Source organism: Micromonospora sp. NPDC048905 (assembly GCF_040649655.1).
Taxonomy (GTDB): domain Bacteria; phylum Actinomycetota; class Actinomycetes; order Mycobacteriales; family Micromonosporaceae; genus Micromonospora.
Genome location: NZ_JBEZFV010000007.1, coordinates 393252 through 419500, shown reverse-complemented (window position 1 = coordinate 419500; position 26249 = coordinate 393252). Strand labels below are relative to the sequence as shown.

At 69.3% G+C, this 26249-nt stretch carries 30 protein-coding genes and 1 pseudogene; 16 read left to right on the top strand and 15 right to left on the bottom strand.

The annotated features are described in order from the left end of the window. Positions 1-50: 50 nt before the first annotated feature. Positions 51-404 (top strand): DUF1801 domain-containing protein, encoded by a 354-nt coding sequence (locus AB0C01_RS21210; protein WP_357246903.1) that lies wholly within the window; start codon positions 51-53, stop codon positions 402-404. Further along, the gene (locus tag AB0C01_RS21205; protein ID WP_357571878.1) at positions 401-823 is read left to right on the top strand and encodes a VOC family protein; all 423 of its coding nucleotides are present in this window, start codon (positions 401-403) and stop codon (positions 821-823) included. Before AB0C01_RS21210 ends, AB0C01_RS21205 begins: the two co-directional genes overlap by 4 nt. Here the strand turns inward: AB0C01_RS21205 and AB0C01_RS21200 are convergent. Further along, positions 810-1118 carry a 4a-hydroxytetrahydrobiopterin dehydratase gene (locus tag AB0C01_RS21200; protein WP_357246897.1) on the bottom strand — a complete coding sequence of 103 codons (309 nt, stop codon included), beginning with the start codon at positions 1116-1118 and terminating at the stop codon, positions 810-812. The two genes, AB0C01_RS21205 and AB0C01_RS21200, sit on opposite strands and share 14 nt — an antisense overlap. Positions 1119-1301: 183 nt before the next feature. Between AB0C01_RS21200 and AB0C01_RS21195 the strand changes: the two genes are divergently transcribed. Then, on the top strand, positions 1302-1742 hold the full coding sequence (locus tag AB0C01_RS21195) for a (deoxy)nucleoside triphosphate pyrophosphohydrolase (protein ID WP_357246894.1): 441 nt from the start codon (positions 1302-1304) through the stop codon (positions 1740-1742). Positions 1743-1953: 211 nt separating this feature from the next. Here AB0C01_RS21195 and AB0C01_RS21190 read toward each other — a convergent pair whose 3' ends face one another. From AB0C01_RS21190 to AB0C01_RS21165, 6 genes are all read right to left on the bottom strand, one after another. Further along, the gene (locus tag AB0C01_RS21190) at positions 1954-3018 is read right to left on the bottom strand and encodes a succinate dehydrogenase/fumarate reductase iron-sulfur subunit (RefSeq protein ID WP_357571877.1); all 1065 of its coding nucleotides are present in this window, start codon (positions 3016-3018) and stop codon (positions 1954-1956) included. Further along, on the bottom strand, positions 3015-4943 hold the full coding sequence (locus AB0C01_RS21185; RefSeq protein WP_357571875.1) for a fumarate reductase/succinate dehydrogenase flavoprotein subunit: 1929 nt from the start codon (positions 4941-4943) through the stop codon (positions 3015-3017). The genes AB0C01_RS21190 and AB0C01_RS21185 overlap by 4 nt, the downstream gene beginning before the upstream one ends. Positions 4944-4955: 12 nt before the next feature. Beyond that, positions 4956-5762, bottom strand: coding sequence for a hypothetical protein (locus AB0C01_RS21180; protein WP_357246887.1), 807 nt, complete (start codon positions 5760-5762; stop codon positions 4956-4958). Between the two features lie 241 nt (positions 5763-6003). Further along, positions 6004-7386, bottom strand: coding sequence for a metallopeptidase TldD-related protein (locus AB0C01_RS21175; protein ID WP_357247184.1), 1383 nt, complete (start codon positions 7384-7386; stop codon positions 6004-6006). A gap of 144 nt (positions 7387-7530) precedes the next feature. Beyond that, positions 7531-8967: a TldD/PmbA family protein gene (locus AB0C01_RS21170; protein WP_357246884.1), complete on the bottom strand. Its 1437-nt coding sequence runs from the start codon at positions 8965-8967 to the stop codon at positions 7531-7533. 32 nt (positions 8968-8999) lie between these two features. Then, positions 9000-9188: a hypothetical protein gene (locus tag AB0C01_RS21165; protein ID WP_357246881.1), complete on the bottom strand. Its 189-nt coding sequence runs from the start codon at positions 9186-9188 to the stop codon at positions 9000-9002. Between the two features lie 394 nt (positions 9189-9582). Here AB0C01_RS21165 and AB0C01_RS21160 point away from each other — a divergent pair, with 394 nt between their 5' ends. The 5 genes from AB0C01_RS21160 (at position 9583) to AB0C01_RS21140 (ending at position 15537) form a co-directional block, all read left to right on the top strand. Further along, on the top strand, positions 9583-10626 hold the full coding sequence (locus AB0C01_RS21160; protein WP_357571874.1) for an ABC transporter ATP-binding protein: 1044 nt from the start codon (positions 9583-9585) through the stop codon (positions 10624-10626). Continuing rightward, on the top strand, positions 10623-11651 hold the full coding sequence (locus tag AB0C01_RS21155) for a dipeptide ABC transporter ATP-binding protein (protein ID WP_357246875.1): 1029 nt from the start codon (positions 10623-10625) through the stop codon (positions 11649-11651). Before AB0C01_RS21160 ends, AB0C01_RS21155 begins: the two co-directional genes overlap by 4 nt. Continuing rightward, positions 11648-12655 carry an ABC transporter permease gene (locus AB0C01_RS21150; protein WP_357246872.1) on the top strand — a complete coding sequence of 336 codons (1008 nt, stop codon included), beginning with the start codon at positions 11648-11650 and terminating at the stop codon, positions 12653-12655. The genes AB0C01_RS21155 and AB0C01_RS21150 overlap by 4 nt, the downstream gene beginning before the upstream one ends. A 10-nt stretch (positions 12656-12665) precedes the next feature. Then, positions 12666-13652 carry an ABC transporter permease gene (locus AB0C01_RS21145; RefSeq protein ID WP_357571873.1) on the top strand — a complete coding sequence of 329 codons (987 nt, stop codon included), beginning with the start codon at positions 12666-12668 and terminating at the stop codon, positions 13650-13652. Between the two features lie 142 nt (positions 13653-13794). Beyond that, positions 13795-15537 (top strand): ABC transporter substrate-binding protein, encoded by a 1743-nt coding sequence (locus tag AB0C01_RS21140; protein ID WP_357571872.1) that lies wholly within the window; start codon positions 13795-13797, stop codon positions 15535-15537. Positions 15538-15663: 126 nt separating this feature from the next. On the opposite strand, the gene AB0C01_RS21135 is transcribed toward AB0C01_RS21140, so the two are convergent. From AB0C01_RS21135 to AB0C01_RS21125, 3 genes are all read right to left on the bottom strand, one after another. Continuing rightward, on the bottom strand, positions 15664-16047 hold the full coding sequence (locus AB0C01_RS21135; RefSeq protein WP_357246863.1) for a PIN domain-containing protein: 384 nt from the start codon (positions 16045-16047) through the stop codon (positions 15664-15666). Beyond that, positions 16044-16292, bottom strand: a complete 249-nt coding sequence (locus AB0C01_RS21130) for a type II toxin-antitoxin system prevent-host-death family antitoxin (protein ID WP_357571871.1) — start codon at positions 16290-16292, stop codon at positions 16044-16046. The genes AB0C01_RS21135 and AB0C01_RS21130 overlap by 4 nt, the downstream gene beginning before the upstream one ends. A 78-nt stretch (positions 16293-16370) precedes the next feature. After that, positions 16371-17243 carry a CPBP family intramembrane glutamic endopeptidase gene (locus AB0C01_RS21125; protein WP_357246858.1) on the bottom strand — a complete coding sequence of 291 codons (873 nt, stop codon included), beginning with the start codon at positions 17241-17243 and terminating at the stop codon, positions 16371-16373. A gap of 219 nt (positions 17244-17462) precedes the next feature. Between AB0C01_RS21125 and AB0C01_RS21120 the strand changes: the two genes are divergently transcribed. After that, positions 17463-18233 (top strand): hypothetical protein, encoded by a 771-nt coding sequence (locus AB0C01_RS21120; RefSeq protein ID WP_357571870.1) that lies wholly within the window; start codon positions 17463-17465, stop codon positions 18231-18233. Between the two features lie 9 nt (positions 18234-18242). Beyond that, positions 18243-18782: a GNAT family protein gene (locus AB0C01_RS21115; RefSeq protein ID WP_357571869.1), complete on the top strand. Its 540-nt coding sequence runs from the start codon at positions 18243-18245 to the stop codon at positions 18780-18782. Positions 18783-18793: 11 nt separating this feature from the next. Here AB0C01_RS21115 and AB0C01_RS21110 read toward each other — a convergent pair whose 3' ends face one another. Together AB0C01_RS21110 and AB0C01_RS21105 are read right to left on the bottom strand one after the other, a co-directional pair. Further along, positions 18794-19261 (bottom strand): nuclear transport factor 2 family protein, encoded by a 468-nt coding sequence (locus tag AB0C01_RS21110; RefSeq protein WP_357246849.1) that lies wholly within the window; start codon positions 19259-19261, stop codon positions 18794-18796. Positions 19262-19530: 269 nt separating this feature from the next. Continuing rightward, a pseudogene (locus AB0C01_RS21105) lies at positions 19531-19983 on the bottom strand (phosphotransferase); the annotation flags it as partial. A gap of 423 nt (positions 19984-20406) precedes the next feature. Between AB0C01_RS21105 and AB0C01_RS21100 the strand changes: the two are divergent. The 3 genes from AB0C01_RS21100 (at position 20407) to AB0C01_RS21090 (ending at position 22680) form a co-directional block, all read left to right on the top strand. Then, positions 20407-20904 carry a response regulator transcription factor gene (locus tag AB0C01_RS21100; RefSeq protein WP_357246846.1) on the top strand — a complete coding sequence of 166 codons (498 nt, stop codon included), beginning with the start codon at positions 20407-20409 and terminating at the stop codon, positions 20902-20904. A gap of 71 nt (positions 20905-20975) precedes the next feature. Then, positions 20976-21674, top strand: a complete 699-nt coding sequence (locus tag AB0C01_RS21095; RefSeq protein ID WP_357571868.1) for a hypothetical protein — start codon at positions 20976-20978, stop codon at positions 21672-21674. Positions 21675-21684: 10 nt separating this feature from the next. Then, positions 21685-22680 (top strand): DUF1152 domain-containing protein, encoded by a 996-nt coding sequence (locus tag AB0C01_RS21090; RefSeq protein ID WP_357571867.1) that lies wholly within the window; start codon positions 21685-21687, stop codon positions 22678-22680. 39 nt (positions 22681-22719) lie between these two features. Here the strand turns inward: AB0C01_RS21090 and AB0C01_RS21085 are convergent, their stop codons facing one another. After that, a complete protein-coding gene (locus AB0C01_RS21085) occupies positions 22720-23082 on the bottom strand; it encodes a helix-turn-helix domain-containing protein (RefSeq protein WP_357246838.1) in 363 nt (120 codons plus the stop codon). A 108-nt stretch (positions 23083-23190) separates the two neighbouring features. Here AB0C01_RS21085 and AB0C01_RS21080 point away from each other — a divergent pair, with 108 nt between their 5' ends. After that, positions 23191-24030, top strand: coding sequence for an NAD(P)H-binding protein (locus AB0C01_RS21080; protein WP_357246834.1), 840 nt, complete (start codon positions 23191-23193; stop codon positions 24028-24030). Between the two features lie 93 nt (positions 24031-24123). On the opposite strand, the gene AB0C01_RS21075 is transcribed toward AB0C01_RS21080, so the two are convergent. Beyond that, positions 24124-25026: an NADP-dependent oxidoreductase gene (locus AB0C01_RS21075; RefSeq protein ID WP_357571866.1), complete on the bottom strand. Its 903-nt coding sequence runs from the start codon at positions 25024-25026 to the stop codon at positions 24124-24126. 104 nt (positions 25027-25130) lie between these two features. On the opposite strand from AB0C01_RS21075, the gene AB0C01_RS21070 reads away from it, so the two are divergent. Both AB0C01_RS21070 and AB0C01_RS21065 read left to right on the top strand, forming a co-directional pair. Continuing rightward, the gene (locus AB0C01_RS21070) at positions 25131-25529 is read left to right on the top strand and encodes a helix-turn-helix domain-containing protein (protein WP_357246828.1); all 399 of its coding nucleotides are present in this window, start codon (positions 25131-25133) and stop codon (positions 25527-25529) included. Between the two features lie 73 nt (positions 25530-25602). Then, the gene (locus tag AB0C01_RS21065; protein WP_357571897.1) at positions 25603-26016 is read left to right on the top strand and encodes a nuclear transport factor 2 family protein; all 414 of its coding nucleotides are present in this window, start codon (positions 25603-25605) and stop codon (positions 26014-26016) included. A 19-nt stretch (positions 26017-26035) separates the two neighbouring features. Here AB0C01_RS21065 and AB0C01_RS21060 read toward each other — a convergent pair whose 3' ends face one another. Further along, positions 26036-26248 carry a DUF1737 domain-containing protein gene (locus AB0C01_RS21060; RefSeq protein ID WP_357246825.1) on the bottom strand — a complete coding sequence of 71 codons (213 nt, stop codon included), beginning with the start codon at positions 26246-26248 and terminating at the stop codon, positions 26036-26038. Position 26249 lies beyond the last annotated feature (1 nt).

Below are 26249 nucleotides of genomic sequence, written 5' to 3'. Positions count from 1 at the left end.
TCGTCCCGGCATCGTGAACGGCACGGAACACCGAGCGAAAGGCGCTGGACGTGAGCATTGACGACTACCTGGCCGGCCTGGCCGGCCCACTGCGCGAGATCGGCGAGAAGCTGACGCCGATCATCGCGGCGGCGCTGCCCGGAGCGACCGGGGCGATGTGGCACGGGCACCCGGTCTGGGGCCTGGGCGACCGGCCCGGCCAGCGTCCGGTCTGCCTGGTCAAGGCGTACGGGTCGTACGTCACCTTCGGGCTGTGGCGGGGGCAGGAGATCACCGACCCGTCGGGGCGGCTGATGCCCGGTGCGCGGGCGATGGCGGCGGTGAAGTTGCGCGAGGTCGCCGACATCGATCCAGCCCTGTTCAGCGGCTGGCTGCGCGCGGCGGCACACCTGGAGGAGGCGTGAGCGGGGTGCGGGTAACCGGTTTCGACCACCTGGTACTGACCGTCGCCGACGTGGAACGGTCCTTGGACTTCTACTGCGGCCGGCTCGGGCTGGCACCGGTACGGGTCGACGAGTGGCGCGCCGGCACCGTCCCGTTCCCGTCGGTGCGGATCAGCCCCGACAGCATCATCGACCTCGTCCGAGGTGCGCCGCTGGGCGCGAACGTGGACCACTTCTGCCTGGTGGTGGCACCACTGGACTGGGCGCAGGTGATCGAGTCGGGGGTCTTCACCGTGCTGACCGGGCCGGTCAGCCGGTTCGGCGCCCGCGGTTCGGCGACCTCGATCTACGTGCGGGACCCGGACGGCAACTCGGTGGAGTTGCGCTACTACCCGCAGGACGCCGGGTCGGAGCCGGAGACGGTCGTCAGGACTCGGTGACCGCCCGGTACGCGTCCTCGATGCGGGCGGCCAACAGGACCTCACCCTCGGTCAACGGCTCGCCGTTGCCGTGCCCGACCCGGATCTGGGTGCGGTCGGGCAGGCGGCTGATCTCGGGGCGCAGGTGCAGCGCGTCAGCGACGACCTTGACCCGTTCAGTTAGGGCGGCGTGTTGGGTATCGTCGATCGCGAGCGTCCGTCGGATCTGCTCGCCTTCGCGTGTCCAACCAGCTAGCAGGGTCAACGCGTCGGAGAGGTAGTCCTGCTTGGCCCTGCTGTTGAACAGCACGCGCATCACCGCACCCCCCAAGCGCCGTTGTCGGCTCGTGGCCAAATCGTCGCCATCCCGTGTCTTGTCGGTGTCCTCTAGTTTGTCGTTGCTCGGAAGGGGTGTCCACGCCCACACTTCCGTGTTCTGTTGGCCTAGCGGACGGCTACGGTACCCAAACCGCCGATTGATCTGGCACCCTGGACGCCCGTGCGGACCGAACGGGCGAATGGCGGCGGGCAGACCGAACGACGGGACCTGAAGGTGATCGTCGGTGCGGCGATCATCCGGGACGGGCGGGTGCTCGCCTGTGCGCGTGCCGCCCCGCCCGAGGTGGCCGGAATGTGGGAGTTTCCCGGCGGGAAGGTCGAGCCGGGGGAGACCGAGACCGACGCGCTGGTCCGGGAGTGCGCCGAGGAGTTGGCCGTACGCGTCGAGGTCCACGATCGGGTCGGCCGCAACGTACGAATGGCGCACGGCCGTTCGGTGCTCAAGGTGTACGCCGCCCGCCTGCTCCACGGCGACGAGCCCCAGGCGCTGGAACACGAGGCGCTGCGGTGGCTCTCGGCCAACGAGCTGGACTCGGTCACCTGGCTCCCCGCCGACGCCCCCATCGTGGCCGCCCTCCGCCCCCTCCTCAAAACCCCCTAACCCCCGCCCCGCCCCTCCCGCCCTCTCCCGCCCAGCCTCCGGTGATCAAGAGGTTTGCGTCATGCGGCGCGGCGTGTCGTGACGCAAACCTCTTGATCACCGGAGCAGGCGGCGGAGCAGGCAGGTGACCAGGCGGCAGAGCAGGCGGGTGGGCTGGAAGCGGGGACGGGGGCCGTGGCGATAGCCACGGCCCCCGTCTTTGGTTCGGGTTCTAGTGCTGCTTGTCCTGGTCGGGGTGCGCGAAGTTGAGGTGCTCCGGAGGCAGCGGGAAGGTGACGTCGTCACCGAACGGCGACGGCGCGGCGGCCCGGTCGAACGTGAGCTCGGTCAGCGGCAGCTTGCCCCGGTCGTCCACCGCCGGAGCGGTCGGGTGGGGCACCTCCCGGTCCCAGTTCACGCCACTCTGCGCCTGCGCCTCGGCGCGCGGGTCGTGGGAACCACCCGCGTGCGAGTGCACCCCGCCCCTGGCCGAGCCCGACGTCGTCGAGCCCTGGCGGGCGGTGGTCACGCTGGTCTGGGGAGTCTCGCCCCGACGGAAGATCTTGCTACCAAGCCACACAAGGGGATCGTACCTGCGGTCGACGACCCGTTCCTTCATGGGGATGATCCCGTTATCAGTGATCTTGATGTGCTCGGGGCAGACCTCGGTGCAGCACTTGGTGATGTTGCAGAAACCGAGGCCCTGTTCGGCCTGCGCGTACTCCTTGCGGTCGGTCCGGGTGTCCAGCGGGTGCATGTCCAGCTCGGCTGCCCGGATGAAGTACCGGGGGCCGGAGAACGCCTGCTTGTTCTCGTCGTGATCACGGATCACGTGGCAGACCGTCTGGCACAGGAAGCACTCGATGCACTTGCGGAACTCCTGCGAGCGCTCGACGTCGACCTGCTGCATCCGGTAGTCACCGGGGGCCACGTCCGCCGGTGGGGCGAACGCCGGGGTCTCCCGGGCCTTCTGGTAGTTGAACGAGACGTCGGTGACCAGGTCCCGGATGACCGGGAAGGTCCGCAGCGGGGTGACCGTGACGGTCTCCTCGTCGCCGAAGGTCGACATCCGGGTCATGCAGCCCAACCGCGGCTTGCCGTTGATCTCCATGGAGCAGGAGCCGCACTTGCCGGCCTTGCAGTTCCACCGGCAGGCCAGGTCCGGCGCGTCGGTGGCCTGGAGGCGGTGGATGACGTCGAGGACGACCTCGCCCTCGTTCACCTCCACCATGTAGTCCTGCAGGTCACCGCCGGTCTCGTCGCCCCGCCAGATCCGGAACTGACGCTTCGCGCTCATCGGTTGTCCGCCTCTCCAGCGTCGGCGACGAGGGCGTCGAAGTCGGCCAGCTCCTCGTCGGTGAGGTACTTGGCCAGCTCCGCACGGTCGAAGAGGCCGATCAGCTCCGGCCGCATCTTCGGCAGCGGCTTACGGGTGAGCCGTACGCTGTCGCCGTCCAGCGAGCAGACCAGGTTGACCTGCCGCCACTTCGGCTCCATCGCCGGATAGTCCTCCCGGGTGTGCCCGCCGCGCGACTCCTGCCGCTCCAGCGCCGCCTTCGCGGTGCACTCCGAGACCACGAGCATGTTGCGCAGGTCCAGGGCGAGGTGCCAGCCCGGGTTGTAGCGCCGGCCGCCGAACGCGCTGACCTTGGCGACCCGCTCGCGCAGCTCGGCCAGCCTGCTCAGCGCGTCGGCCAGCTCGCCCTCGCGGCGGATGATTCCCACCAGATCCCCCATGACCACCTGGAGGTCCTGCTGGAGGGTGTACGGGCTCTCGCCGGTGTCCCGTTGCAGCGGGGCCAGGGCGGTCTCCACGGCGGCCTCGACCGCGTCCACTGCCACCTTCGGTCGGGCGGCGAGCCCGTCGGCGTAGCTGGCCGCGTGCCCGCCCGCCCGCTTGCCGAAGACCAGCAGGTCGGACAGGGAGTTGCCGCCCAGCCGGTTGGAGCCGTGCATTCCGCCGGAGACCTCACCGGCGGCGAACAGTCCGCGTACGTGGCCGAAGGCGGCACCCGAGTCCGGGTCAACCTCGACGCCGCCCATCACGTAGTGACAGGTCGGCCCGACCTCCATCGGCTCGGCGGTGATGTCGACGTCGGCCAGCTCCTTGAACTGGTGGTACATCGACGGCAGCCGCCGGCGGATCTCGTCGGCCGAACGCCGGCTCGCGATGTCCAGGAAGACGCCACCGGCGGGGGAGCCCCGACCGGCCTTGACCTCGCTGTTGATCGCGCGGGCCACCTCGTCCCGGGGCAGCAGCTCCGGTGGACGCCTGTTGTTGTCCGGGTCGGTGTACCAGCGGTCCGCCTCCTCCTCGGTCTCCGCGTACTGCTTGCGGAAGACGTCGGGGACGTAGTCGAACATGAACCGCTTGCCCTCGGAGTTCTTCAGGACGCCACCGTCACCACGCACCGACTCGGTGACCAGGATGCCCTTCACCGAGGGCGGCCAGACCATGCCGGTCGGGTGGAACTGGAGGAACTCCATGTTGATCAGCGTCGCCCCGGCGCGTAGCGCCAACGCGTGCCCGTCCCCGGTGTACTCCCAGGAGTTCGAGGTGACCTTGTAGGAGCGTCCGACGCCACCGGTGGCGAGCACGACGGCCGGCGCCTCGAAGAGGATGAACTCACCGGACTCGCGGTAGTACCCGAACGCGCCGGCCACCCGGTCACCGTCGAGCAGCAGCTCGGTGATCGTGGTCTCGGAGAACACCTTGATCCGGGCGTCGTACGAGCCGAACTCCCGCTGGTCCTCCTGCTGAAGCGAGACGATCTTCTGCTGGAGGGTGCGGATCAGCTCCAGGCCGGTCCGGTCGCCGACGTGTGCCAGGCGCGGGTACTCGTGGCCACCGAAGTTGCGCTGCGAGATCTTGCCGTCCTTGGTGCGGTCGAAGAGCGCCCCGTACGTCTCCAGCTCCCAGATCCGCTGCGGCGACTCCTTCGCGTGCAACTCGGCCATCCGGAAGTTGTTGAGGAACTTGCCGCCACGCATGGTGTCGCGGAAGTGCACCTGCCAGTTGTCCCGGCTGTTCACGTTGCCCATGGCGGCTGCCGCGCCGCCCTCGGCCATCACCGTGTGCGCCTTGCCGAAGAGCGACTTGGAGATGATCGCGGTCTTCTTGCCGGCGAGCCGGGCCTCGATCGCCGCGCGCAGACCGGCGCCGCCGGCCCCGATGACGACGACGTCGTAGTGGTGTCGTTCGATGCGAGTGGTAGTGGTCATGTCAGGGGCCCTTTAGTTGATGAACCGCAGGTCGGAGAACCAGCCGGCCGCGAGCGCCATGATGTAGAAGTCGGCCAGCGCCAGGGTGCCGAGGGTGATCCAGGCGAGCTGCATGTGCCGGACGTTCAACGCCGAGACGACAGTCCAGGCCTTGTACCGCACCGGGTGCTTGGAGAAGTGCTTGAGCCGGCCGCCGATGATGTGCCGGCAGGAGTGGCAGGAGATCGTGTACGCCCAGAGCATCACCACGTTGAGCACCAGGATGATGTTGCCGAGCCCGAAGCCGAAGCCCTTGGGCGAGTGGAAGGCGAGGATCGCGTCCCAGGTGTTGATCAGCGAGATGACCGCGGCGGCGTAGAAGAAGTAGCGGTGCAGGTTCTGACCGAGCAGCGGGAAGCGGGTCTCCCCGGCGTACTCCTTGTGGCCGTCCGGGACGGCGCAGGCCGGCGGCGACAGCCAGAACGACCGGTAGTACGCCTTGCGGTAGTAGTAGCAGGTGAGCCGGAACAGCAGCAGGAACGGCAGGGTCAGCGCGGCATCCGGGATGACCCACCAGCCGGGCAGGAACCGCCCGAAGTGCGAGGCCGCCTCGACACACCGGTCCGTCACGCACGGGGAGTAGAACGGGGTCAGGTAGTGGTACGCGTCGACCCAGTAGTTGTCATGCTGGAAGACCCGGACCGTCGCGTACGCGACCCAGGCGCTGAGCCCGATCACGGTGATCAGCGGAGCGAACCACCAGCGGTCGGTACGCAACGTCTTCGCCGCGATCGCGGCGCGCGCCCGCGCTCCCCGCGGCTTCGTTGCCGTTGAAGTCATTCGAGTCGTCTCCTCGACGGGCCCGTACGGGCGGGCTGATCTTTCTCCGGTCGGCACGCGGACCGGCGAACCCGCACCCGCTGCCACGTCCTGCGCACACCAACGACCACGCCGGATCGACCGACGCAGCTAAGTGACACACGTTACGCCGATCTCTGCGAGCCGTCCGCGCAAGGGAGTGTCCCGTGTGTCTGGCCTGCGGAAAAGCCGCGGTACGTCGGTCCGCGGCGGTCCGCCGCGGTCATCCCGAGGCGCCTCCGCTGAAGTGCCAGGACGCCAGTCGCAGCGAGGGAGCCGTCCACCAGGCACCGTCCACCCGATCCGGTTGCCGCACCACCCGCCCGCCCACCCCGAGCACCGCCCCGGGTCCGAGCGCGCGCGGGTACGACTCGGTGAACCGCAGATCACGGACCGCCCGCACCACCGTGCCGTCCTCGATGAGCCAGACGCCGTTACGGGTCAGCCCGGTGACGACGAGGCTCTTCGGGTCGAGCACCCTCGTGTACCAGAGGTCGCTGACCAGCAACCCCCGGCGTACACCGGCGACAAGCGCCGCGGTGTCCGCGTCGACCACCGCGCCGGCCGCCCCGCCGGTGGTGCTCCGGCCCGTCGCGCTGACCGGGCCGGCCGCCGCGCCGGACAGCCGCAGGTTACGGGCCATCGGCCCCCAGGTGGCTCCACCCGCGACCGCGTGCCCGGTGGACGGCACACCCGCCGCGTCGGCCGTCCGCCGGTCGTGCGCCACCGCCCGGGTGGTGCCCGCCTCGACCAGGGTCAGCGCCCGACGACCGGTGCCCTCCGCATCGAATGTCAGCCCCGACGCGCCCAGCGGGTCGTCCACCAGGGTCACCGCCCGGTCGAACTGGGCCGTACCCGGCTCGGCGAACGACTGCCGCTCGGCGTACCGCTTGCCGTTGAAGCCGTACCAGGAGAGGTTCTGCAACAGGTCCGCCACGGCGGCCGGCTCGAACACCACCTCGTAGCGCCCCGGTGGCAGCTCGACCGGGTCGGCCGCCGCCCGGGCCTTCGCCGCCGCCCGCGCGCCCAGCTCGGCGCCGTCGAGGTCGGAGAGCCGGTCGGCGCTGCGCCGGGCCACCCCGTCCGCGCCATCGCTGCGGGCGATGCCATCCATCGCCGCCTCCGCCGAACGGCCGTACGCCATGTGCCCGGCCGAGTTGGCGAACGCCGACGAGCGATGCGCGGTACGGCAGTAACCGGCCGTGCTGAGGCCCCCGGCGGCGGCCACGAAAGCGCCCACCCGATCGGCCCGCTGATCCGGCTCGGCGTGCGCGGTGGCCTCGTCGACCGCCGGCGCCTCCGGCGAGGGTGTGGGCGGGGCCAGCCCCGGCCAGCCCGGGTCGGGCGGGCAGAGCCGCGCCGCCGCCAGGGTGCGCTCGACCAGCGCGCTCAGCCCCTCGGCGGTGATCACGCTGCCGCTGCCGGCGGCGGTCCGACCGTCGACGTGCACCCGCAGCCGGACTCCGACCGTCGACTCGGCGACGTTCTGGTGGATGGCCGAGTTGGCGAACCGGGTCAGCGCCAGATCCGCCCGCGTCACCACCACCTCGGCCTGCGCCCCCGGCCCACCGAGGCGACGCGCCAGCTCGATGACCTGACCGGCCAGCTCCGGCTCACTCCTCGCGCTCACGCTGGGCCGCCTTTCGTTCGCGACTGCGGGGCTCGCAAGATCGGCTCACTCCTCGCGCTCACGCTGGGCCGCCTTTCGTTCGCGACTGCGGGGCTCGCAAGATCGGCTCACTCCTCGCGCTCACGCGGACACCCCCACGCGGACGTTGCGGAACCGGGCCGGCGCGGCCGGGTGGCCGGTGTGCCCGATCTGGCCGGGCTGGCCCTTGCCGCAGTTGGGCGTGCCCCAGGAAACCGTCTCGCTCGACAGCATGTCCATCGAGCGCCAGAAGAGCGGGCCGATCCCGGTGTACGTGGGATTGCGCAGCATCCGCCCCCGCCGCCCCTTCTTGATCTCCCAGCCGACCTCGCAGCCGAACTGGAAGTTGAGCCGCTTGTCGTCGATCGACCAGGACCGGTTGAGGTCCATCAGCACCCCGTCGTCGGTCGCCGCGATGATCTCCTCCAGGGTGTGCGGACCGGGTTCCAGGCCGACGTTCGTCATCCGCACCATCGGCAGCCGAGCCCACCCGTCGGCCCGTACGCTGCCGCCGTAGTCGAGGCTCGCCATGGCCGCGGAGTCCCGGCCGGCGAGCACCCCCACCCAGCGGCCGTCCCGGACCGCGTCCCGCTTGACCGCCGGCGAGCCCTCGTCGTCGAAGCCGAAGCTGCCCAGCGCGCCCGGGATAGTGGGGTCGATGGTGATGTTCATCAGCTCGGAGCCGTACCGCAACGAGCCGAGCTGCGCCAGATCCAACCAGGACGTGCCGGCGAACGCCGCCTCCCAGCCGAGAATCCGGTCCAGCTCGATGGCGTGCCCCACCGACTCGTGGATCTGCAGGGCCAACTGCTCGCCGCCGAGGATCAGATCGGTCTCGCCGGCCGGGCAGACCGGCGCGGTGAGCAGCGCCCGGGACTCCTCGGCGATCTGCGCGGCGTGCGCGGTCAGGTCCAGCGACTCGACCAGCTCCCAGCCGGTGGTGCCGTACTGCCCCCGGTAGCTGGGCCAGGACCGGCGCTGCGTCTCCCCGTCGCCGATCGAGGTGGCGGAGATGCCGGCGCCGCACTCGCGGATCCGCTGGTCGATCCGGTGACCCTCGCTGGAGACGAACCACTTCGCGGTGTCCCAGATCTGGTACAGGCCCTCGGCCAGGTCCGCGCCGTGGTCGGCCATCGTGCGGGTCGCGCCGACCAGCAGGTCGCCCTTGTCCGACAGGGGCACCCCGAGCGGGTCGATCTCGCAGCCGGAGGCCCAGCTCGCGGTGACCGCCTGCGCCGGGACCAGGTCGACAGGCGGGCCGGGAACACGTGCGCTGGCCATGGCGGTCCGCGTCGCGCGCCGGCCGGCGTCGCGGGCGGCGGCGTCCGAGAGATCGGGTACGGCGTGGAAGCCCCAACTCGCACCGACGAGTGCCCGGACGCCGAGCCCGATGCTCTCGTCCTGGGTCAGTTCCTCCACGTCACCGTTGCGCGCGGTCATCGACTCGTAGCGACGGTGCATCACCCGCGCGTCGGCGTACCGTGCGCCCGCGTCGAGGGCGGCCTGGACGGCGGCGCTGGCCGCGTCGAACTCGGTCATGGACCGACCCTAGGCCAGCCGACCGACACCCGTCAGGGGACGAGGTCTTCCGGCCGGATGGTGGCCCGCACCGGCTCCGCCAGCTCCAGAACCTCACCGCGCTTCGTGGTTGCCCGCTCCACGTAGTGGGCGCCCTGTAGCTGGTGGAGCTTCACGGTCAGGCTCTCCTGCTCGACGAGCAGATACCATCCCACCCCTGCTGCGGCGTACAGGTGCTGCAAGATCGCGCTAGATCTTGGATGTAGTGGTATCGGCGCTTCGGCGATGCCACTAGATCCTGGTTCGAGCGTGACCTTGGCGGCGGAGGGTGCCCCAACTCCGCTTCCGGTCACTCGGGGGGCGGTGATCGTCGTCAAGATTCGCGCAGTATCAGGGATGTTGCTGCCTCCGCCGCGCCTGAGGCAGCAACTTCGGGGAAGTTGCGCGGGGCGCGGGGCGGCGTGCGGGGTGCCCACCGTGAGGGCGGGATGAACGGGCGTGGATGGCGAGGTGACGGGGGTGCGGGGCCGATGCGGACTCGTTACGCTCGGGCCCGCTGACAGGTACGGACTTTGTAGCTTATTTTCACCCTCAGGACTTTCATGTAAGTTCTCTTCGTCACTGAGGGAGGCGGCCGTGGACAGTTCGGATGCCTACCTGCGGGTGCGTGACCTGCGGGTCCGGTTCGACACCGAGGACGGCGTGGTGCGCGCGGTCGACGGGGTGTCGTTCGCCGTGGAGCGGGGTCGCACCCTCGGCATCGTGGGCGAGTCCGGCTCCGGCAAGAGCGTCACCTCGCTGGCCATCCTCGGCCTGCACGACGCGAAGCGCGCCACGATCACCGGAGAGATCTCCGTCGGTGGGCGGCAGTTGGTCGGCCTGCCTGACGAGGAGGTACGCCGGCTACGCGGCCGGGACATGGCGATGATCTTCCAGGATCCACTGTCGGCGCTGCACCCGTACTACACGGTGGGCCGGCAGATCGCCGAGGCGTACCGGGTGCACCACCCGAAGGCCAACCGGCGCGAGGCCCGCCAGCGGGCGGTGGACATGCTGGACCGGGTCGGCATCCCGCAGCCGGCCCGCCGTTTCGACCAGTATCCGCACGAGTTCTCCGGCGGCATGCGCCAGCGGGCGATGATCGCGATGTCCCTGGTCAACGACCCGGCGCTGCTGATCGCCGACGAGCCGACCACCGCGCTGGACGTCACCGTGCAGGCGCAGATCCTGGATTTGCTCGCCGACCTCCAGGCCGAGTTCCACTCCGCGATCATCCTGATCACCCACGACCTCGGCGTGGTCGGTCAGGTGGCCGACGACGTGCTCGTCATGTACGGGGGGCGTGCCGTCGAGCGGGGCAGCGTCGAGCAGGTGCTCCGCTCGCCGCAGCATCCGTACACCTGGGGGTTGCTCTCCAGCGTGCCGTCGCTGCACGGCGACGCGGACGCGGACCTGGTGCCGATCCCCGGCAACCCGCCCAGCCTGATCAACCTGCCGTCCGGCTGCGCGTTCCACCCGCGCTGCCGGTACGCGGACCGGGTCGGCAGCCGGTCCCGCAGCGAGGTGCCCGAGCTGCGGGCGGCCGGGGCCGACGGTCACCTGGTCGCCTGTCACCTCAGCGCCGAGGAACGTGTCACGTTCTACGCCGAGGACGTCGCATCCGTGGGGGTGGCCCGATGACCGACGAACCACTGCTGCGGGTACGTGGGCTGACCAAGCACTTCCCGGTACGCCAGGGGCTGCGCGCCACCGGCCAGGTGCGGGCGGTCGACGGGCTCGACTTCGACGTGCGCCCCGGCGAGACGCTCGGGCTGGTGGGGGAGTCGGGCTGCGGCAAGACCACCACCGGTCGGATGCTGGTGCGGCTGTTGGAGCCGACGAGCGGCAGCATCGAGTTCGCCGGGCGGGACATCACCCACGCCGGCCGCCGTGAGTTGCGCCCGCTGCGTCAGGAACTCCAGATCATCTTCCAGGACCCGTACGCCTCGTTGAACCCCCGGCACACCGTCGGTCGGATCGTGGCGATGCCGTTGCAGGTCAACGGGATCAAGCCCCCGGGTGGCGTGAAGGCCCGGGTGCAGGAGCTGCTGGAACTGGTCGGGTTGAACCCGGAGCACTACAACAGGTACCCGCACGAGTTCTCCGGCGGCCAGCGTCAACGCATCGGCATCGCCCGCGCGCTGGCCCTGCGGCCCAAGCTGATCGTCGCCGACGAGCCGGTGAGCGCGCTGGACGTCTCGATCCAGGCGCAGGTGGTCAACCTGCTGCGTGACCTCCAACGGGAGCTGGGCCTGGCGTTCGTGTTCATCGCGCACGACCTGGCCGTGATCCGGCACTTCAGCCAGCGGGTCGCGGTCATGTACCTGGGTCGGATCGTGGAGATCGGCGACCGGGCGGACATCTACGAGCGCCCGCAGCACCCGTACACCCGGGCGTTGCTCTCGGCGATCCCGGACGTCACCCAGCTCGGCCCGGCGGGTCGGATCCGGCTGACCGGTGACGTGCCGACCCCGCTCGACCCGCCGTCGGGCTGCCGGTTCCGTACCCGCTGCTGGAAGGCGCAGGACGTCTGCGCCACCGAGGAGCCCGCGTTGATCCCCCGCGACGGGGGCAGCCAGGCCACCGCGTGCCACTTCCCCGAAGGGGAAGCGGCCAGCACGAGCCCCGAGGTGGCGGCTCCGTTCGTCGAGGAGGTGCCGTCGTGAGCCTGTCCCCGGTGGAGGGTGTGGCGCTGGCCGAGATCGAGTCCGACCCGGACGCGAGCACGCCCGCCGCGAAGGGTGTGGTCGGGCGTTCACCCGGTCAGCTCGCCTGGCTGCGGCTGCGCCGGGACCGGACGGCCGTGGTCAGCGGCGTACTCCTGGTCTTCTTTCTGCTGGTGGGGTTGGCGGCTCCGCTGATCGAGATGGCCTACGGTGTCGGGCCGCGGGAGCAGTTCCAGAACCTGCTGGACGGCTTCGGCATGCCGCTTGGTTACGCCGGCGGCGTCACGGGCGAGCACTGGTTCGGCCTGGAGCCGGGGCTGGGGAGGGACATCTTCATCCGGCTGATCTACGGGCTGCGGACGTCGTTGTTCGTCGCGTTCGCCGCCGCGTTGATCACCGCGACGATCGGGATCGTGCTGGGCGCGCTCGCGGGCTACCTCGGCGGCTGGCTCGACGCGGTGATCAACTGGATCACCGACCTGACGCTGGCCATGCCGTTCCTGATCATCGCCCTGGCCCTCACCCCCACCATCACGCTGCGGTTCTACGGTGAGCGGGGGCAGGTGTCGTCCGCCTTCGGGATCGGCGTGCTGATCGCCGTGTTCGCCATCTTCGGCTGGACCAGCACGGCACGGCTGGTCCGCGGGCAGGTGATCGCGCTGCGTGAACGGGAGTTCGTGGAGGCGGCCCGCGCCAGCGGGGCCGGGCTGGGGCACATGCTGTTCCGGCAACTGCTGCCGAACATCTGGGCGCCGATCCTGGTGTCGTTCTCCCTCGCCGTGCCGCAGTTCATCACCAGTGAGGCCGCGCTGTCGTTCATCGGCGTCGGCCTCAGCGACGAGACCCCGAGTTTCGGCCGGATGATCTACGACAGTCTGGACTTCCTCCAGACCGACCCGGCCTACGTGTTCTTCCCGGGCATCATGATCTTCGCGCTGGTGTTCGCCTTCAACCTCTTCGGCGACGCGTTGCGGGACGCGCTCGACCCGAAGTCGTCCCGGTAGGGGTGGGCTCATGTCACGGTTTCTGATCAAGCGGCTGTTCTCCGCCACGCTGACCCTGTTCGCGGTGAGCGTGCTGACCTTCCTGATGTTCTTCGCCCTGCCGCGCGACCCGGCGAGCAGCATCTGCTCGAAGAACTGCAACCCGGAGCGGCTGGAGCGGGTCCGCGACGACCTGGGCCTGAATGACCCGCTGGTCAGCCAGTACGCCGGTTACATGAAGGGCATCGTCACCGGCCGGGATCTGGGCAGCGCTCAGGGCGGCCGGTGTGACGCGCCCTGCCTGGGCTGGTCGTACGTCACCAACGAGGCCGTCTCGGACACCATCGGCCGGGTGCTGCCGGTGACGCTGAGCATCGTCATCCCGGCGGCGATCCTCTGGCTGCTGCTGGGGGTGGGGCTGGGGATGGTCTCCGCGTTGCGGCGCGGCACCTGGCTCGACCGGGCGGCCATCGGCTTCTCACTGACCGGCGCGTCGTTGCAGCTCTACTTCGTGGGCGCGGTGCTGCTGCTGGTCTTCGTCTACAACCTGCGGCTGCTGCCGGTGCCCAGCTACACCTCCCTCTTCGACAACCCGGCGAAGTGGGCCAGCGGACTGGTGCTCGCCTGGGTGGCGCTGGCCTTCCTCTTCTCGGCCATCTACGCCCGACTGTCCCGGGCGCAGATGTTGGAGACGCTGTCCGAGGACTTCGTCCGGACCGCGCGGGCCAAGGGCCTGGCCAAACCCACGGTGTACGGGAGGCACGCGCTGCGCGCGGCGATCACCCCGGTGGTGACCATCGCCGGGCTGGACGTGGGCGGGGCGCTGGGCGGCACGGTGATCACCGAGACGACGTTCGGCGTGCAGGGGTTGGGACGTACGGCGGTGGACGCGGTGCGCTCGGGTGACCTGCCCACCATCATGGCCACGGTGCTGATCGCGGCCGTCTTCGTGGTGCTGGCGAACATGCTGGTCGACCTGCTCTACGCGGCCATCGACCCCCGGGTGCGGCTGCGCTGACCCGGCCGCTGTCCAGGGCGTGGCTGCTGGCGAAATTTATCGACAACTGTTACACAACTCGTAGGTTTTCTTCCTTACGATCCTCGGGACGTCGGCGGTTCTCGCCCCGACGAAACGCACGGCACATGTGAAGGGGGTATTCATGAGACCACGCGTGGTGGCCGCCGCGGGCGGCGCGATCGCTCTGGTGGTGGCATTGGGTGCGTGCTCGAAGAACACGGGCGAGGGCACCACCGTGGACACCGACCGGCAGCAGACCGGGGTCATCGCGACCGACCCCAAGGACTCGCAGGGGCCGGCGGCCGAGGTGAGCGGCGCCGCGAAGGGTGGCACCTTCACCATCATCCGGGAGTCGCCGATCTCCCACCTGGACCCGCAGCGGACGTACTCGTTCGCCGGTCTGATGACCAACCCGCTCTTCGCGCGCTACCTGACCACCTGGAAGGACGACGGCAAGGGCGGCCTCGTTCTGGTCGGCGACCTGGCCGAGACGCCGGGCAAGAACGTCAACAACGACTGCAAGGTCTGGGAATTCACGATCAAGGACGGGGTGAAGTTCGAGGACGGCCGGCCGATCACCTCCAAGGAGATCGCGTACGGCATCGCCCGGTCCTTCGACCCGGACCTCTCCGGCGGCCCCACCTACATCCAGGAGTGGCTGGCCGACACCCCGCAGTTCGACACCAAGTGGGACTTCAAGAAGAACAAGACCTCGCTGCCGCCCGGCCTGAGCACCCCGGACGCCAAGACGCTGCGCTTCGAGTTCGCCAAGCCCCGCTGTGACCTGCCGTTCGCGGTCTCGCTGCCGACCACCGCGCCGCTGCCCGCCGACAAGGACACCGGCGTCGACCTGGACAAGCAGCCGTTCTCGTCCGGGCCGTACAAGGTCGCCAAGAACCAGGTGGGCGTGCAGCTCACCCTGGACCGCAACACCAACTGGGACGCGAAGACCGACCCGGTCCGGCACCAGTACCCGGACCAGTTCGTCTGGAGCTTCGGCCCGACCGCGGACGCCGCCAACAACCGGGTGATCGCCGACAACGGCGCCGACCAGAGCGCGCTCGCCTTCAACACGGTGCCCGCCTCGCTCGTCGCCAAGGTGGCCGGGGACGCCGCGCTCAAGTCGCGGACCATTCTCTCGCCGACCCCGAGCGCCAACCAGCTCGTGATCAACAACCAGCGGGTGACCGACCTGAAGGTCCGCCAGGCACTCAACTACGCCATCGACCGCGAGGGCTTCATCAAGGCGATGGGCGGCCAGACCGTCGCCGCGCCGCTGACCACGCTGATGCCGTCGGCCACCATCGGCTACAAGGCGTACGACGCGTACCCGGCGGGCGCCAACGGCAACGTGGACAAGGCAAAGGAACTGCTCGGGGGGAAGACGCCGGAGCTGGTCCTCGGTGTCGCGGACAACTCGACCGAGCAGCAGCAGGGCGCACAGCTCAAGGCCAACCTGGAGCGCGCCGGCTTCAAGATCACGCTGCGGAACATCTCCGACGACGCGAAGCTCGACGAGATCAAGAAGAAGGACAACCCCTGGGACCTGTACATCGGTAACTGGGCGGCGGACTGGCCGAGCGGGGCATCGATCCTGCCGGTGCTCTACGACGGCCGGACCATCAAGGCCGAGGGCAACAGCAACCAGTCCTACTTCAACGACCCGGCGATCAACGCCGAGATGGACCGCATCCAGGCCATGCCCGCCGCCGACCAGGGTCCCGAGTGGGCCAAGCTCGACGAGCGGATCATGAAGGAGCACGCGCCGGTGGTGCCGCTGTTCGTCGACGTGGCCTACAACGTGCACGGGTCGAAGGCCGGCGGGATCTTCATCTCCAGCGTCTTCGGCTACCCGTCGTTCGTGAACGCGTACGTCACGCAGTAAGGCACACCGCAAGCCAGCAGGATCCTCTCTCGACAGCGTCGTCGGGAGGGGATCCTTCTGTTTCCGCTGAACAGGTCACTTGGTGCGGCCCTGCCCGTTTCATCTGGCCGGCTGGGCGGGACGCGGTCAGATGGTGTGGATCGTGATGAGGTCTTCGAGGCCGGCGAGGTCGTCGGCGTTGCGGGTGTAGATGGCGGCGTCGTGGGCGTGCGCGGTTGCGGCGATGAGTAGGTCCATCACCCTGGCTCGTGGCTGACGGCCGATCTCGACGACGCGGGCAGCCAGTCGCGCATAGCTGTCGGTGATGGCTTCGTCGATGGGAAGCGGATCAAATCGGCGTTGGATTGCGCTCAGCCGGGCTAGACGAAGTGCTCTCGCCTCGGCGGTTTTCGCGACCAGGACACCGAACTGGAGTTCGGCGAGGCTGGCGACGCTGATGGCCAGTTCGCCTGGAATCGGGGTTACATCGCTAGCGATGAGGACGCTGGTGTCGAGGATCCCGCGGCTCACCGCTCGACCCATGGATCGGTGACGCTGTCGTCGAGGAGGTCCCGATCTCTTGCCCACTCCGGGTCGGTGGGTTGATCGAACACGCCGGCCAGATCGTCCCATTCGCGCCAGGTTCGAGGACTGACCGGGCCGAGCACGGCGGCCGGTCTGCCGGCGACAGTGATCGTGACGCGTTCGCCGGCCTGCGCCCTGCGCACCAGGTCGCTGGCATTCTGCCGCATCTCCCGCAGTCCCACTTCATGCATACACGCTACTGTAGCACTTGTGCTACCTTCGTCGGAGGTTGTCGCGGGGTGACCGCATCGTTGGCAGGCCCGCTCACCTCACCGGCTGGGCTCGCGCTGGTGGCCGGTTGAGGCGGCGAAACGCTGGTGTGGCGGGCGTTGTGGCACGGCCCGGTATCGCCCGCTGAGCAGAATCCAGCCAGCCACCGCTGCCATCGGAGCGGTCATCAACACCGTGACTGCAATGACGTTGGAGGCCTCACCCAGCAGGGTGCCGGTCAGCAGTGACAGGGTCATGTTGTTTCCGGCATGCGCGACGCTCGTGGTCCAGATGCTGCCGCTGCGCAGCCGCAGCCAGGCAAGAATGATCTCTTGGCACAGGAAGGACACCGTCCAGACCAGCAGGCCCAGGGTCACGTTGCTGAACTCGATGTACCCGAGGAACGGCAGCGGATAGTGCCAGACCGCCCAGATCAGGCCGGTGGCCAGGGTGGCGGCCAGTGGTCGTCCGGGGAAGATCCGCAGCCGGAGGTAGCTGGTCCAGCCGAACTCCTCGCCCCAGTAGAGCGGGGCCAGTAGCGGTACGACGAGCATCAGCACAATCAGGGAGGCCCACCACGGCAGGCCAGGTGCCAGCTCGTTCAACGGTGCCAGGGTCGGCCGCCACAGCCCCAGGGCTGCGGCGATGCCGACGGCAGCGACGGTGAATGCCAGCGGTCCCAGCCAGGCCGCAAGGTAGTGGGGCCACGCCGCGCGTAGCCGCAGCGCCAATCCGGCGTCGGCAAAGCCTTCACGTGTGACCCAGCGGCGAACAATGAAAGCGGCGGCGGCGGGCGCGATCCAGCCGAGGGAGAGGATCTGCACGAGCGGATCCGCCAGCGAGAAACCCAGCAGGTAGAGCGTGATCTCGACGGTCCACGTTGCGCCAAAGGTGATGAGTAGGAACGTTCCCAGTCCCTTGATTCTCGGCATCACGCCAGGCAACCATTCGGCCGGGCGATGACCACTACGCCCAGCTATCGAAACGGCGTAGGGCTGGGTATACCTCGCCCATAGCGTTGGTCCAGAGACTCTGTGGGCGGCCCGCGGCCTTCCTCCTCACGACGTTGCCCGTGGCGCTCACGCTCCCGACAGCGTCGTCGGGACGTCCTGCCGGACGGGTCGCCGAAACCGTGGCGATAGGGTGGCGCGGTGTTCTCCGCCGGCGAGCGTGACTCGATCCGAGAGCGGTTACTCGGCCTGGCCGACGAAGACCCCGCCGTCGTCGGGGCCGCCATCACCGGATCCCACGCCCTCAACGGCGGCGACCGATGGTCGGACATCGACCTGGTGTTCGGCATCGAAGGACCGCTGGATCCCGCGATGCACCGCTGGACCGACCTGCTCTACGGGGACTTCGCCGCCGTGCACCACTGGGACCTGCCGTCCGGTCCGGCGGTGTACCGGGTGTTCCTGCTTCCCGACCTGCTCGAAGTGGACATCGGGTTCACCCCGGCCGCGGAGTTCGGGCCGCTCGGTCCTACCTGGCGTACCGTCTTCGGGCATCCCGTACCGGCGAAGGACGACCCGTCCCCTGGTCGCCGGACCCTGGTCGGGCTGGGATGGCACCACGCCCTGCACGCGCGGACGTGCATCCAACGACACCGGTGGTGGCAGGCCGAGCAGTGGATCAGTGCCCTACGCGGCCAGGTTCTCGCCCTGGCCTGCTTGCGACTCGGTCACCCCACGAGCCATGCGAAGGGCGCCCACCTGCTTCCCACCGCGGTGACCGCGCCGCTGAACACCACCCTGGTACGCGCGCTCGACGAAGCCGAACTCACCCGTGCACTCACCGCGGCGACGGCTGCGCTGATCGCGGAACTCGCGCTCGCCGACGCGGCCCTGGCGACCCGACTCGCCCTCGCCCTCAGCGACCTGCGCGACGATGCTAACCCGGTCGTGGATCTCCACACCGGCTGTTAGCGTCGCGGCATGTTCGCCACCGATCGGGTCCGACTGCGCCCGCCCACGCCCGACGACGCGGCGGACATGTTCCGCCTCTACGGTGATCCCGAGTTGCACCTGATCACAGACGGCGAGCCGTTCCTGCCGCGCCACGTCGGCCACATCCGGGCTCGGCTGGAGAAACAGGTCAGCGAGCCACCCGACGGCCGGGCCGCGGTGCCGTTGCTGGCCGAAACCGTGGCCGACGGCACGTTCCTCGGTGGCGGCGCGCTGTGGGGGATCGACGCGTTCAACCAGTACGCCCACCTCGGCATCTCGCTGCTACCCGAGGCACGTGGTCAGGGGTACGGCACCGAAGTGATCCGGTTGCTCTGCCGGTACGGCTTCCGCAACCGCAACCTACGCCGTCTGGAACTGGAGACGGTGGCCAGCAACACGGCCATGCGGCGTACTGCGGAGACGTGCGGCTTCACGCACGAAGGCACCCAGCGGGAGCGCGAGTACGACGGCGACGGCTTCGTGGACATGGTGATCTACGGTCTGCTCCGGCGCGACTGGACGCCGTAACCGGCCGTGAATCAGGGCTGGACTGAGCTTTCAATAGCGGTGCTTTGCTGCGGACGAAGCGCGGTCAGCAGACTGTCGAGTTGACCCCAAGCCCGCGCGCTGGAGATGTGGTCGATGTAGTCGCGGGACTCGATGATGAGCCCGTCGCGGATGCGCATCACGAAGACACACGGCACCGTGAACGCCTCGCCCGTCTCGTCGACCCGCCCCTGATAGGCGAACTCGGCGACGATCACCTCCGGGTCGGCGGTCTCGTGAATCGTCACGTCGACCGGCTTGCGGTTCAGCGTCCGGGCGACCGGAGGTGGCGAGGTGAAGTGCTCGTGCAGCTCACTGCGACTGAGTAGCGGTGGCGGGTTGAGCGGGTGGAACGGATGCGTGACGTGGGTTTGTTCGGCGTACAGGTCGGCCAAGTCCTCGTACGGACCGTCGCAGACGCCGTTCACCAGCCGGAGGAAGGTTTCGCGTGGGCTAGTCATGCCGGGCTTCCTTCGAATCGGTGGATGTCACTTGGGGCATGCCGAGGACTGCATCCGGGAGTGGCCGGCACCCCAACGACGGCACCCTACCGACCTCAGCCCCGAGCTGGCTGCCCCGGAGCGCCTGGTCGGCCTTGTCGGGTGCGCTGAGATCGGCCGTGAATCCATCAACCGATGAGCGCTTCCGCGATTTGCCGGGTGGTCTGTGCGGCCACCCGCGCATCGGAGGCGGCGTACGAGCAGTAGGCGTTCAGGCCGGTAGCGAGTGCCTATCCGCGACCCCTGGCCCACGTCGGATCGTCCACGCCGAGAGCGGCGCGGAAGACGGCACGCGTGGTGCGCGACATCAGAGTAGAGGCGCTGGTCATGTCCCGTGCCGGATCGCCGACACCGAGGCCACCGAAGTCGATCTCGGCGCTGACGCGGCCGTTCACGGTCAGAATGTTGCCAGTGTGAAAGTCGCCGTGGAACCAGACCGGCGGGCGGTTCCAGCCCGGTGTGCTCAGCGCCGTCTCCCAGACCGACGTCAGGGCCGCCGCGTCGAAGACCCCGGCAACCTGCGCGATCCTGGTACGTGTTTCGTCGTCCCGGGCAGCCAACGCCCGACCGTCGCCCTGCGGCACCTCCAGGACCGGGAACCGCTGAAGTGCGCTGAGAAATCCGGCCAGAGCGACGGCGGCCTTCCGCGACTGCGCCAGAGCAGCTGAGGTTGCCACCTCGCCGTCAAGCCATTGAGAGACCGTTCAGGGCCACGGATACCCGAGGTCCGGCCGACCCACCGCGACCGGTTGCGGGATGGCCAGCGGTAGGTGCGGGGCCAACCGTGGCAACCACCGATACTCCTTCTCGGCCTGACTGACGGCACCGGCGTGCGGTCGATTCGTGGTCGGGCGATTACCACGGACGGCTCCTACCGGGAGAGAAGTCATGACCATGAGAGTTCACGACTGATCACCTGTCGACCGGGTTCCCATACCTGTCTGGAGTGTGGGACACCGAGCCTTTCCCGCATCCGCCGTCAGTGCGCAGTAGGTCGCCCGCGCCCCGGACGCCCCAGCCACGATCACCCAGCTCGCCGTCAACCTCGGGTGCTGTGAGCGGGACGGGTTAGGCTCGGCACGGTTCCTGACCGTGGGGAGTTGCCGATGCGCGTCACCACCTGGCTCCGGTCACCGTCCATCCGTCGACGCCTGTTCGTCGCTGCCGTGCTGGTCGGCTGTTTCGTCTGGGCGATGGTCGTCGTCGGGCTGTCGTTCGCGATGGTGGAGCGTGGCAGTGGCCAGTGGTGGGCGATCCCACTGTTCGGCGCGTTCGTGTTGGCGGTCGCGGTGCTGGCCGTCCGCTGGGTCGCAGCCGTCCCGTCCGGGGCCGACCTGGCACCGGCAGGTCTGGCCGTGCCCGTCGCCGCTCAGGGGCCGTCGCCAGTCGCGGTACGGCGCAGGCTCGCGGAGCCGCTCAGCTCGCGCGAACTGGAGGTGCTACGACAGTTGGCGACCGGTCGTACGAACGCGGAGATCGCCAAGGGGCTCTTCGTCGCGACCGGCACAGTGAAGGCGCACCTCAACCACATCTTCCGCAAGCTCGATGCGACGAGCCGCCTGCAGGCCGTCGCGCACGCCCGCGAGGCCGGTCTGCTGGAATAAACCCTGTTTAAACCAGCGGTAGACCGATCGGCAGATGCCCTCCCCGGTGGTCCTTCCTAACGTCCGGGGGCATGAAACAGCGTATTGATCACGTAGCGCCGTTCGCCCTCGTCGCGTTGTTCACGATCGTGGTGCAGGGGCTGTCCCTGATGGAGTTTCTGCCACTGCCGATCGCCCTGCTGGCCGGAGCCGGATGGGCGGTACTGATCGGGCTCGTCGCGCGCTGGATCCGCCGCAGACCGGCGTTGAGCGCCTGGGTCGAGGATGGCCTCGTGGCGCTGGGCTGTGTGACGATGGCGCTGCTCGCGTTCGGCGGCGCCATCGGGCTGGTGATGCTGGGTGCCGCGCTGGACAGCTCCTCGATCACCGGCGAGACGATGGTGACGATGTTCCTCCCCAGCATTCCGGTCGCGATCGCGGCGAACGTCCCCACCGAACTCGTCATCCTCCCGGGACTGCTGGTCCTCGGATGGCGTCCCGGTACCCGTCGGATCCTCTTCGTCGCCGCAGCCGCCGTGTATCTCGTCCACCGGGTCTGGACCTACCTGGTGTTCGCGCCCGACCGCCTGGACTTCGCTGCGGCGGAGCGGTCCACAGCGGTGCTGACCACAGCGGAGAAGGATCAGTTCGCCGCTGCGCTGCACGTCGACGACCCTCGATGGGCCCTCAACCTGCTGATCTTCGCGATCATCCTGCTTTCCGCGTTCGTCTCCAGCCGCGGCCGGCAGGAGGAGGGAAGCCGGAGTGCGGTACGCCGCCGGCGTCGGTGATCATGGGGTGGTGATCACCCCTGCCGCGCTGTCGGCCGACTCCGGTGCGTTCTTGTTGGCCGTACCGCCGCTGTTTGCCGCTCTGGCTCCGGCGCGGAGCATCCTCATCGCCGGAGCGGGCGGGGGGTTCGACGTGTACGCGGGCCTGCCCTTGGCGTTCGCGCTGTGGCGCGCCGGCGCGCAGGTGCACCTGGCCAACCTCTCCTTCTCGGAGCTTGAGGTGATGGACCGGGACGCGTGGGTGGCGGAACACGTCGCAGCGGTACAGCCGGATACCGCCAGCCCCGACTGGTACTTCCCCGAACGAACGCTTGCCCGCTGGCTGGCGGCTCAACAACTGCCGTCGACGGTGTACGCGTTTCCGCCCCTCGGTGTCCAGCCGCTACGGGCGGCGTACCGGCACCTGGTGGAGCACCTCGACATCGACGCGGTGGTCCTGGTCGACGGCGGCACGGATGTCCTGCTGCGGGGCGACGAGAGCGATCTCGGCACGCCGGTGGAGGACATGACCAGCGTGGCCGCAGTGGCCGCGCTGGACGTACCGGTCAAGCTGGTGACCAGTCTCGGCTTCGGCATCGACGCCTACGACGGCGTCAATCACGTTCAGGTGCTGGAGAACCTTGCCGCGCTCGACCGGGACGGTGGTTACCTCGGCGCTCTGTCCATCCCCGGTTCGAGCCGGGAGGCGGAGCTCTACCGCGCTGCCGTCGCCGACGCCCAGGCCGCCACCCCGCAGCGGCCGAGCATCGTCCAGGGGCAGATCGCCGCCGCCACCAGCGGCGCTTTCGGGGACGTCCGATTCACCAGGCGTACCGGCGGCGGCGACCTCTTCGTCAACCCGCTGATGGCCATCTACTTCACCGTGGATCTGGACAAACTCGCCGCCCGATGCCTGTACCTCGACCGTATTGAGAACACCGTCGGCAGACGGCAGGTCATCACACGCATCCAGGCGTTCCGCGACGAACTCCTCGACGCACGCATCCCCCGCGCGTTCCCACACTGATCGCTCGCCAGCGGCGGAGCGTGCACCCGGGGTTGGGGCTCATCGGTCGGCGTCGTAGGCCTGCCGTGCCTGCTCCACCTCTGGGAGGTGGGCGTCGGCCCAGGTGGTCAGGTGCGCGAAGAGCGGACCGAGGCTGGCACCCAGCTCGGTGATCTCGTATTCCACGCGGGGTGGCACCTCGGCGTGGTAGGTGCGTGCCACCAGCCCGTCGCGTTCGAGTTGGCGCAGCCGTTGGGTGAGCACCTTCGGTGTGATGCTGGTCAGCCGGCGTTCCAGCTCCACGAATCGCTGCCGCCCGTACTCGTGCAGAGCCCACAGAATCGGTGTGGTCCATCGACTGAACACGATGTCGACGACCGGCGCGACCGGGCAGGCCAACTCGGGGTGCGTTGACCGTTGCATGTGGCCTCCGTCATAAAGCCATTACTATCCTCTAGGTACCTACTATATCGACGCTACTAACGTCGCCTCCAACCGCGTGACCGACGCGGTCGACTTGGAGGTTCAGACATGTTCGTCGTGACAGGCGCCACCGGGAACGTCGGTCGGAAGCTGTTGTCGATCCTCGCGGCGTCGGGTGCCGCGGCGTCGGCGGTGTCCCGTGCACGACGTCCGGTCGTCGTACCGGACGGGGTGCGCCACCATCGTGCGGACCTGGAGCGGCCGGAGAGCCTGCGGCCGGCGCTCGCCGGCGCCGAGGCGTTGTTCCTGCTCGTGGAGGGCGCCGGGGCGCATCTCGACGTGCCCGAGATCCTGCGGGTCACCACGGAAGCCGGCGTGAAACGCATCGTGCTGCAATCCTCGCAGGCGGTCGGCACGAGGCCCGGGACCGCGTCGCACGCTCCACTGCACGCCATCGAAGAGCAGGTACGCCGGTCCGGCCTCGACTGGACGATCCTGCGCCCCGGCGGCTTCGCCTCCAACGCCCTCAGTTGGGTCGAGCCGGTCCGCAAGGGCCGGACGGTGGCCGCACCGTTCGGTGGGGTCGGTCTGCCGGTGATCGACCCGGACGACATCGCCGAGGTGGCGGCCGTCGCCCTCCGCGACGACGCCCACGCCGGTCGCACGTACGAGTTGACCGGTCCCGCGCTGAGCACACCACGTGAGCGGGTCGCCGATCTCGCTACCGCACTCGGCGAGCCGATCAGCTTCGTCGAGCAGACGCCCGACGAGGCCCGCGAACAGTTGCTGCGGTTCATGCCCCCGCCGGTGGTCGAGGGAACGTTGGCGATCATCGGCGCGCCGACCGCACGTGAGCAGCGGATCAGCCCGGACGTGTCCGAGGTCCTGGGCCGACCGCCGCGCCCCTTCGCCGCGTGGGCCGCTCGCAACGTCGACGCCTTTCGCTGACGCGGCAGACCATCGAAGCGTCTCCTCCCTCGGACCGATGACCGGCCAGCCGTGCGCGGCTGGCCGGTCATCGGCAGGGTTGTGAGCGGCCGATCAGGGGACGATCACCACGCCGCCGCGCACGCCACCTTGGGCCAGTCGGTCGTGGGCCGCCGCCGCGTCGGCGAAGGGGTACACGTCGGCGACCCGGAGCGGGAGGTCGCCGCTGGTGACGAGTTTGACCAACTCACCCAGCCGGGCTCCGTCCGGTAGCACCTCCAGTGCGAGGGTCCGGATTCCCCGCACCGGCTCCGGGCGAAGTGGAGGTGACGCGGCCACGTAGCCGCCGCCGTCCCGGACGAGGTCCAGCAGCGCGGGGCCGATCACCGCCAGATCGATGACCGCGTCGAACGTCCCCGTCGGATCGTCGGTGCGCGAAAGGAACGCCGCGCCCAGCGACTCGACGAACTCGCGGTCGTCGGCCCCGGCGAGTCCCGTGGCGTGCAGACCGGCCGCCCGGGCCAGCGCCAGCACGAACCCACCGACCTGCCCGGCGGCGCCGGTGACGAGCACGGTCGAACCCGCGGGGAGCGCGAGCAGGTCAATGGCCTGGGCGGCGGCCAGGCCATTGGTCGGCAGGGTCGCCGATTCGGTGGCGGGGACGCCGGCGGGCGCGGAGGTCAGCCCGGCGGCGTCGAGGACCACGTACTCCGCGTGGGTGCCGACCGTGGTGTGTAGCCAGTGCGAGAAGCCGATGACCTCGTCGCCGATCCCGAACTCCTCGACCGATGGGCCGACCGCGTCGATGCTGCCGGCAACGTCCCAGCCCGGCGTGTACGGCAGATCGGTCGGCAACGGGGCCGGGAACCGGCCGGAGCGGAGCATCAGATCGACCGGATGTACGACTGACGCCGCGACCCGCACCCGGACCTGCCCCGGACCGGGCTCGGGCACCGGCACGTCGATCACCCGCAGGACCTCCGGCCCTCCGAACTGTGCATAGCTGACTGCGCGCATCGCCGACTCCTTCGTGGGACCTCGTGATCACCACAACCGTACGAATCGCCGGCACTGTCGGTAAGTAGGTACCGTAAAGTGCCTAGGGAACCCGAGGAGACAAGATGGCGACGATGACTGCGGCGCAACGCCGCGAGCAGGCCAAACGTGACTACGACGCGTTCCTGGAACAATGCCCGACCCGCGAGCTGCTGAGCAGGCTCACTGACAAGTGGGTCGCCCTGGTGATCCCAGCGCTCGCCAGCGGCCCGCAGCGGCATGGCGAACTCGCCCGCCGCATCGCTGGCGTCAGCCAGAAGATGCTCACCCAGACCCTGCGCACGCTGGAACGCGACGGCCTGGTCACCCGCACGGTCACCGCCTCGATGCCGGTCCGCGTCGACTACGCGCTCACCCCGCTCGGCCATGAGCTGTTCCCGGTCATGGTCGCGATCAAGGACTGGGCGGAGACACACATGGACCGCGTCTTCGAAGCGCGGACCCAGTTCGACGCTCGCCCCTGACCTCTTGTTGCGGCGTGACGGCCGGGACGAGTGACGGCCCGGCGGCGCGTCGGTGCACCGAGGGCTCGCCGGACTGTCGCTCGTGACGGCTAGGGTCCGCGTCGTGGATGACACCTCGACGGCCCGGCGGGCCGCCCACGCCTACGCTGATCTTCTGGAGCGCCGCGACTGGTCCGGGTTGGCCGCCCTGCTCACCGATGATGTGGTCTACGAGATGCCGCAGACCCGGGAGCGCATTCGCGGCCGGGACGCGTTCCTGCGGTTCAACACCGAGTATCCCGGCGATTGGCACCTCCGGCCGCGACGGGTGATCGCCGATGGCCGTCATGCTGCCCTGTTGGTCGATGTTCGCGTCGGCGACGAGCAGCAGGACGCGTGCGTCTGGCTGGAGATGTCCGAGCAGGGGCTGATCAGCAAGATCATCGACTACTGGCCCGAACCGTACGATCCGCCGGCGGGCCGGGAACACCTCGTGGAGCGTTGGTGACCGTGGCCCTACCGTGGCCCTACCTGGCGTCGTCCGTGGCCGCCTCGGCTCCGACCGAGTGTGGCAGCACCACCGCCTGAGCGGCGATGACACGTTCGCCGTCGTAGGTCAGCGCCGGTGACCCATGCAGTCGATAGCCCTCATCGAGAAGCGCGCTGACGCGGGCGCAGAATTCGGCGTCATCGGGTCCGGTGATGAGACGGTAGCCGAGTGGCTTCGTGAAATCCGACACC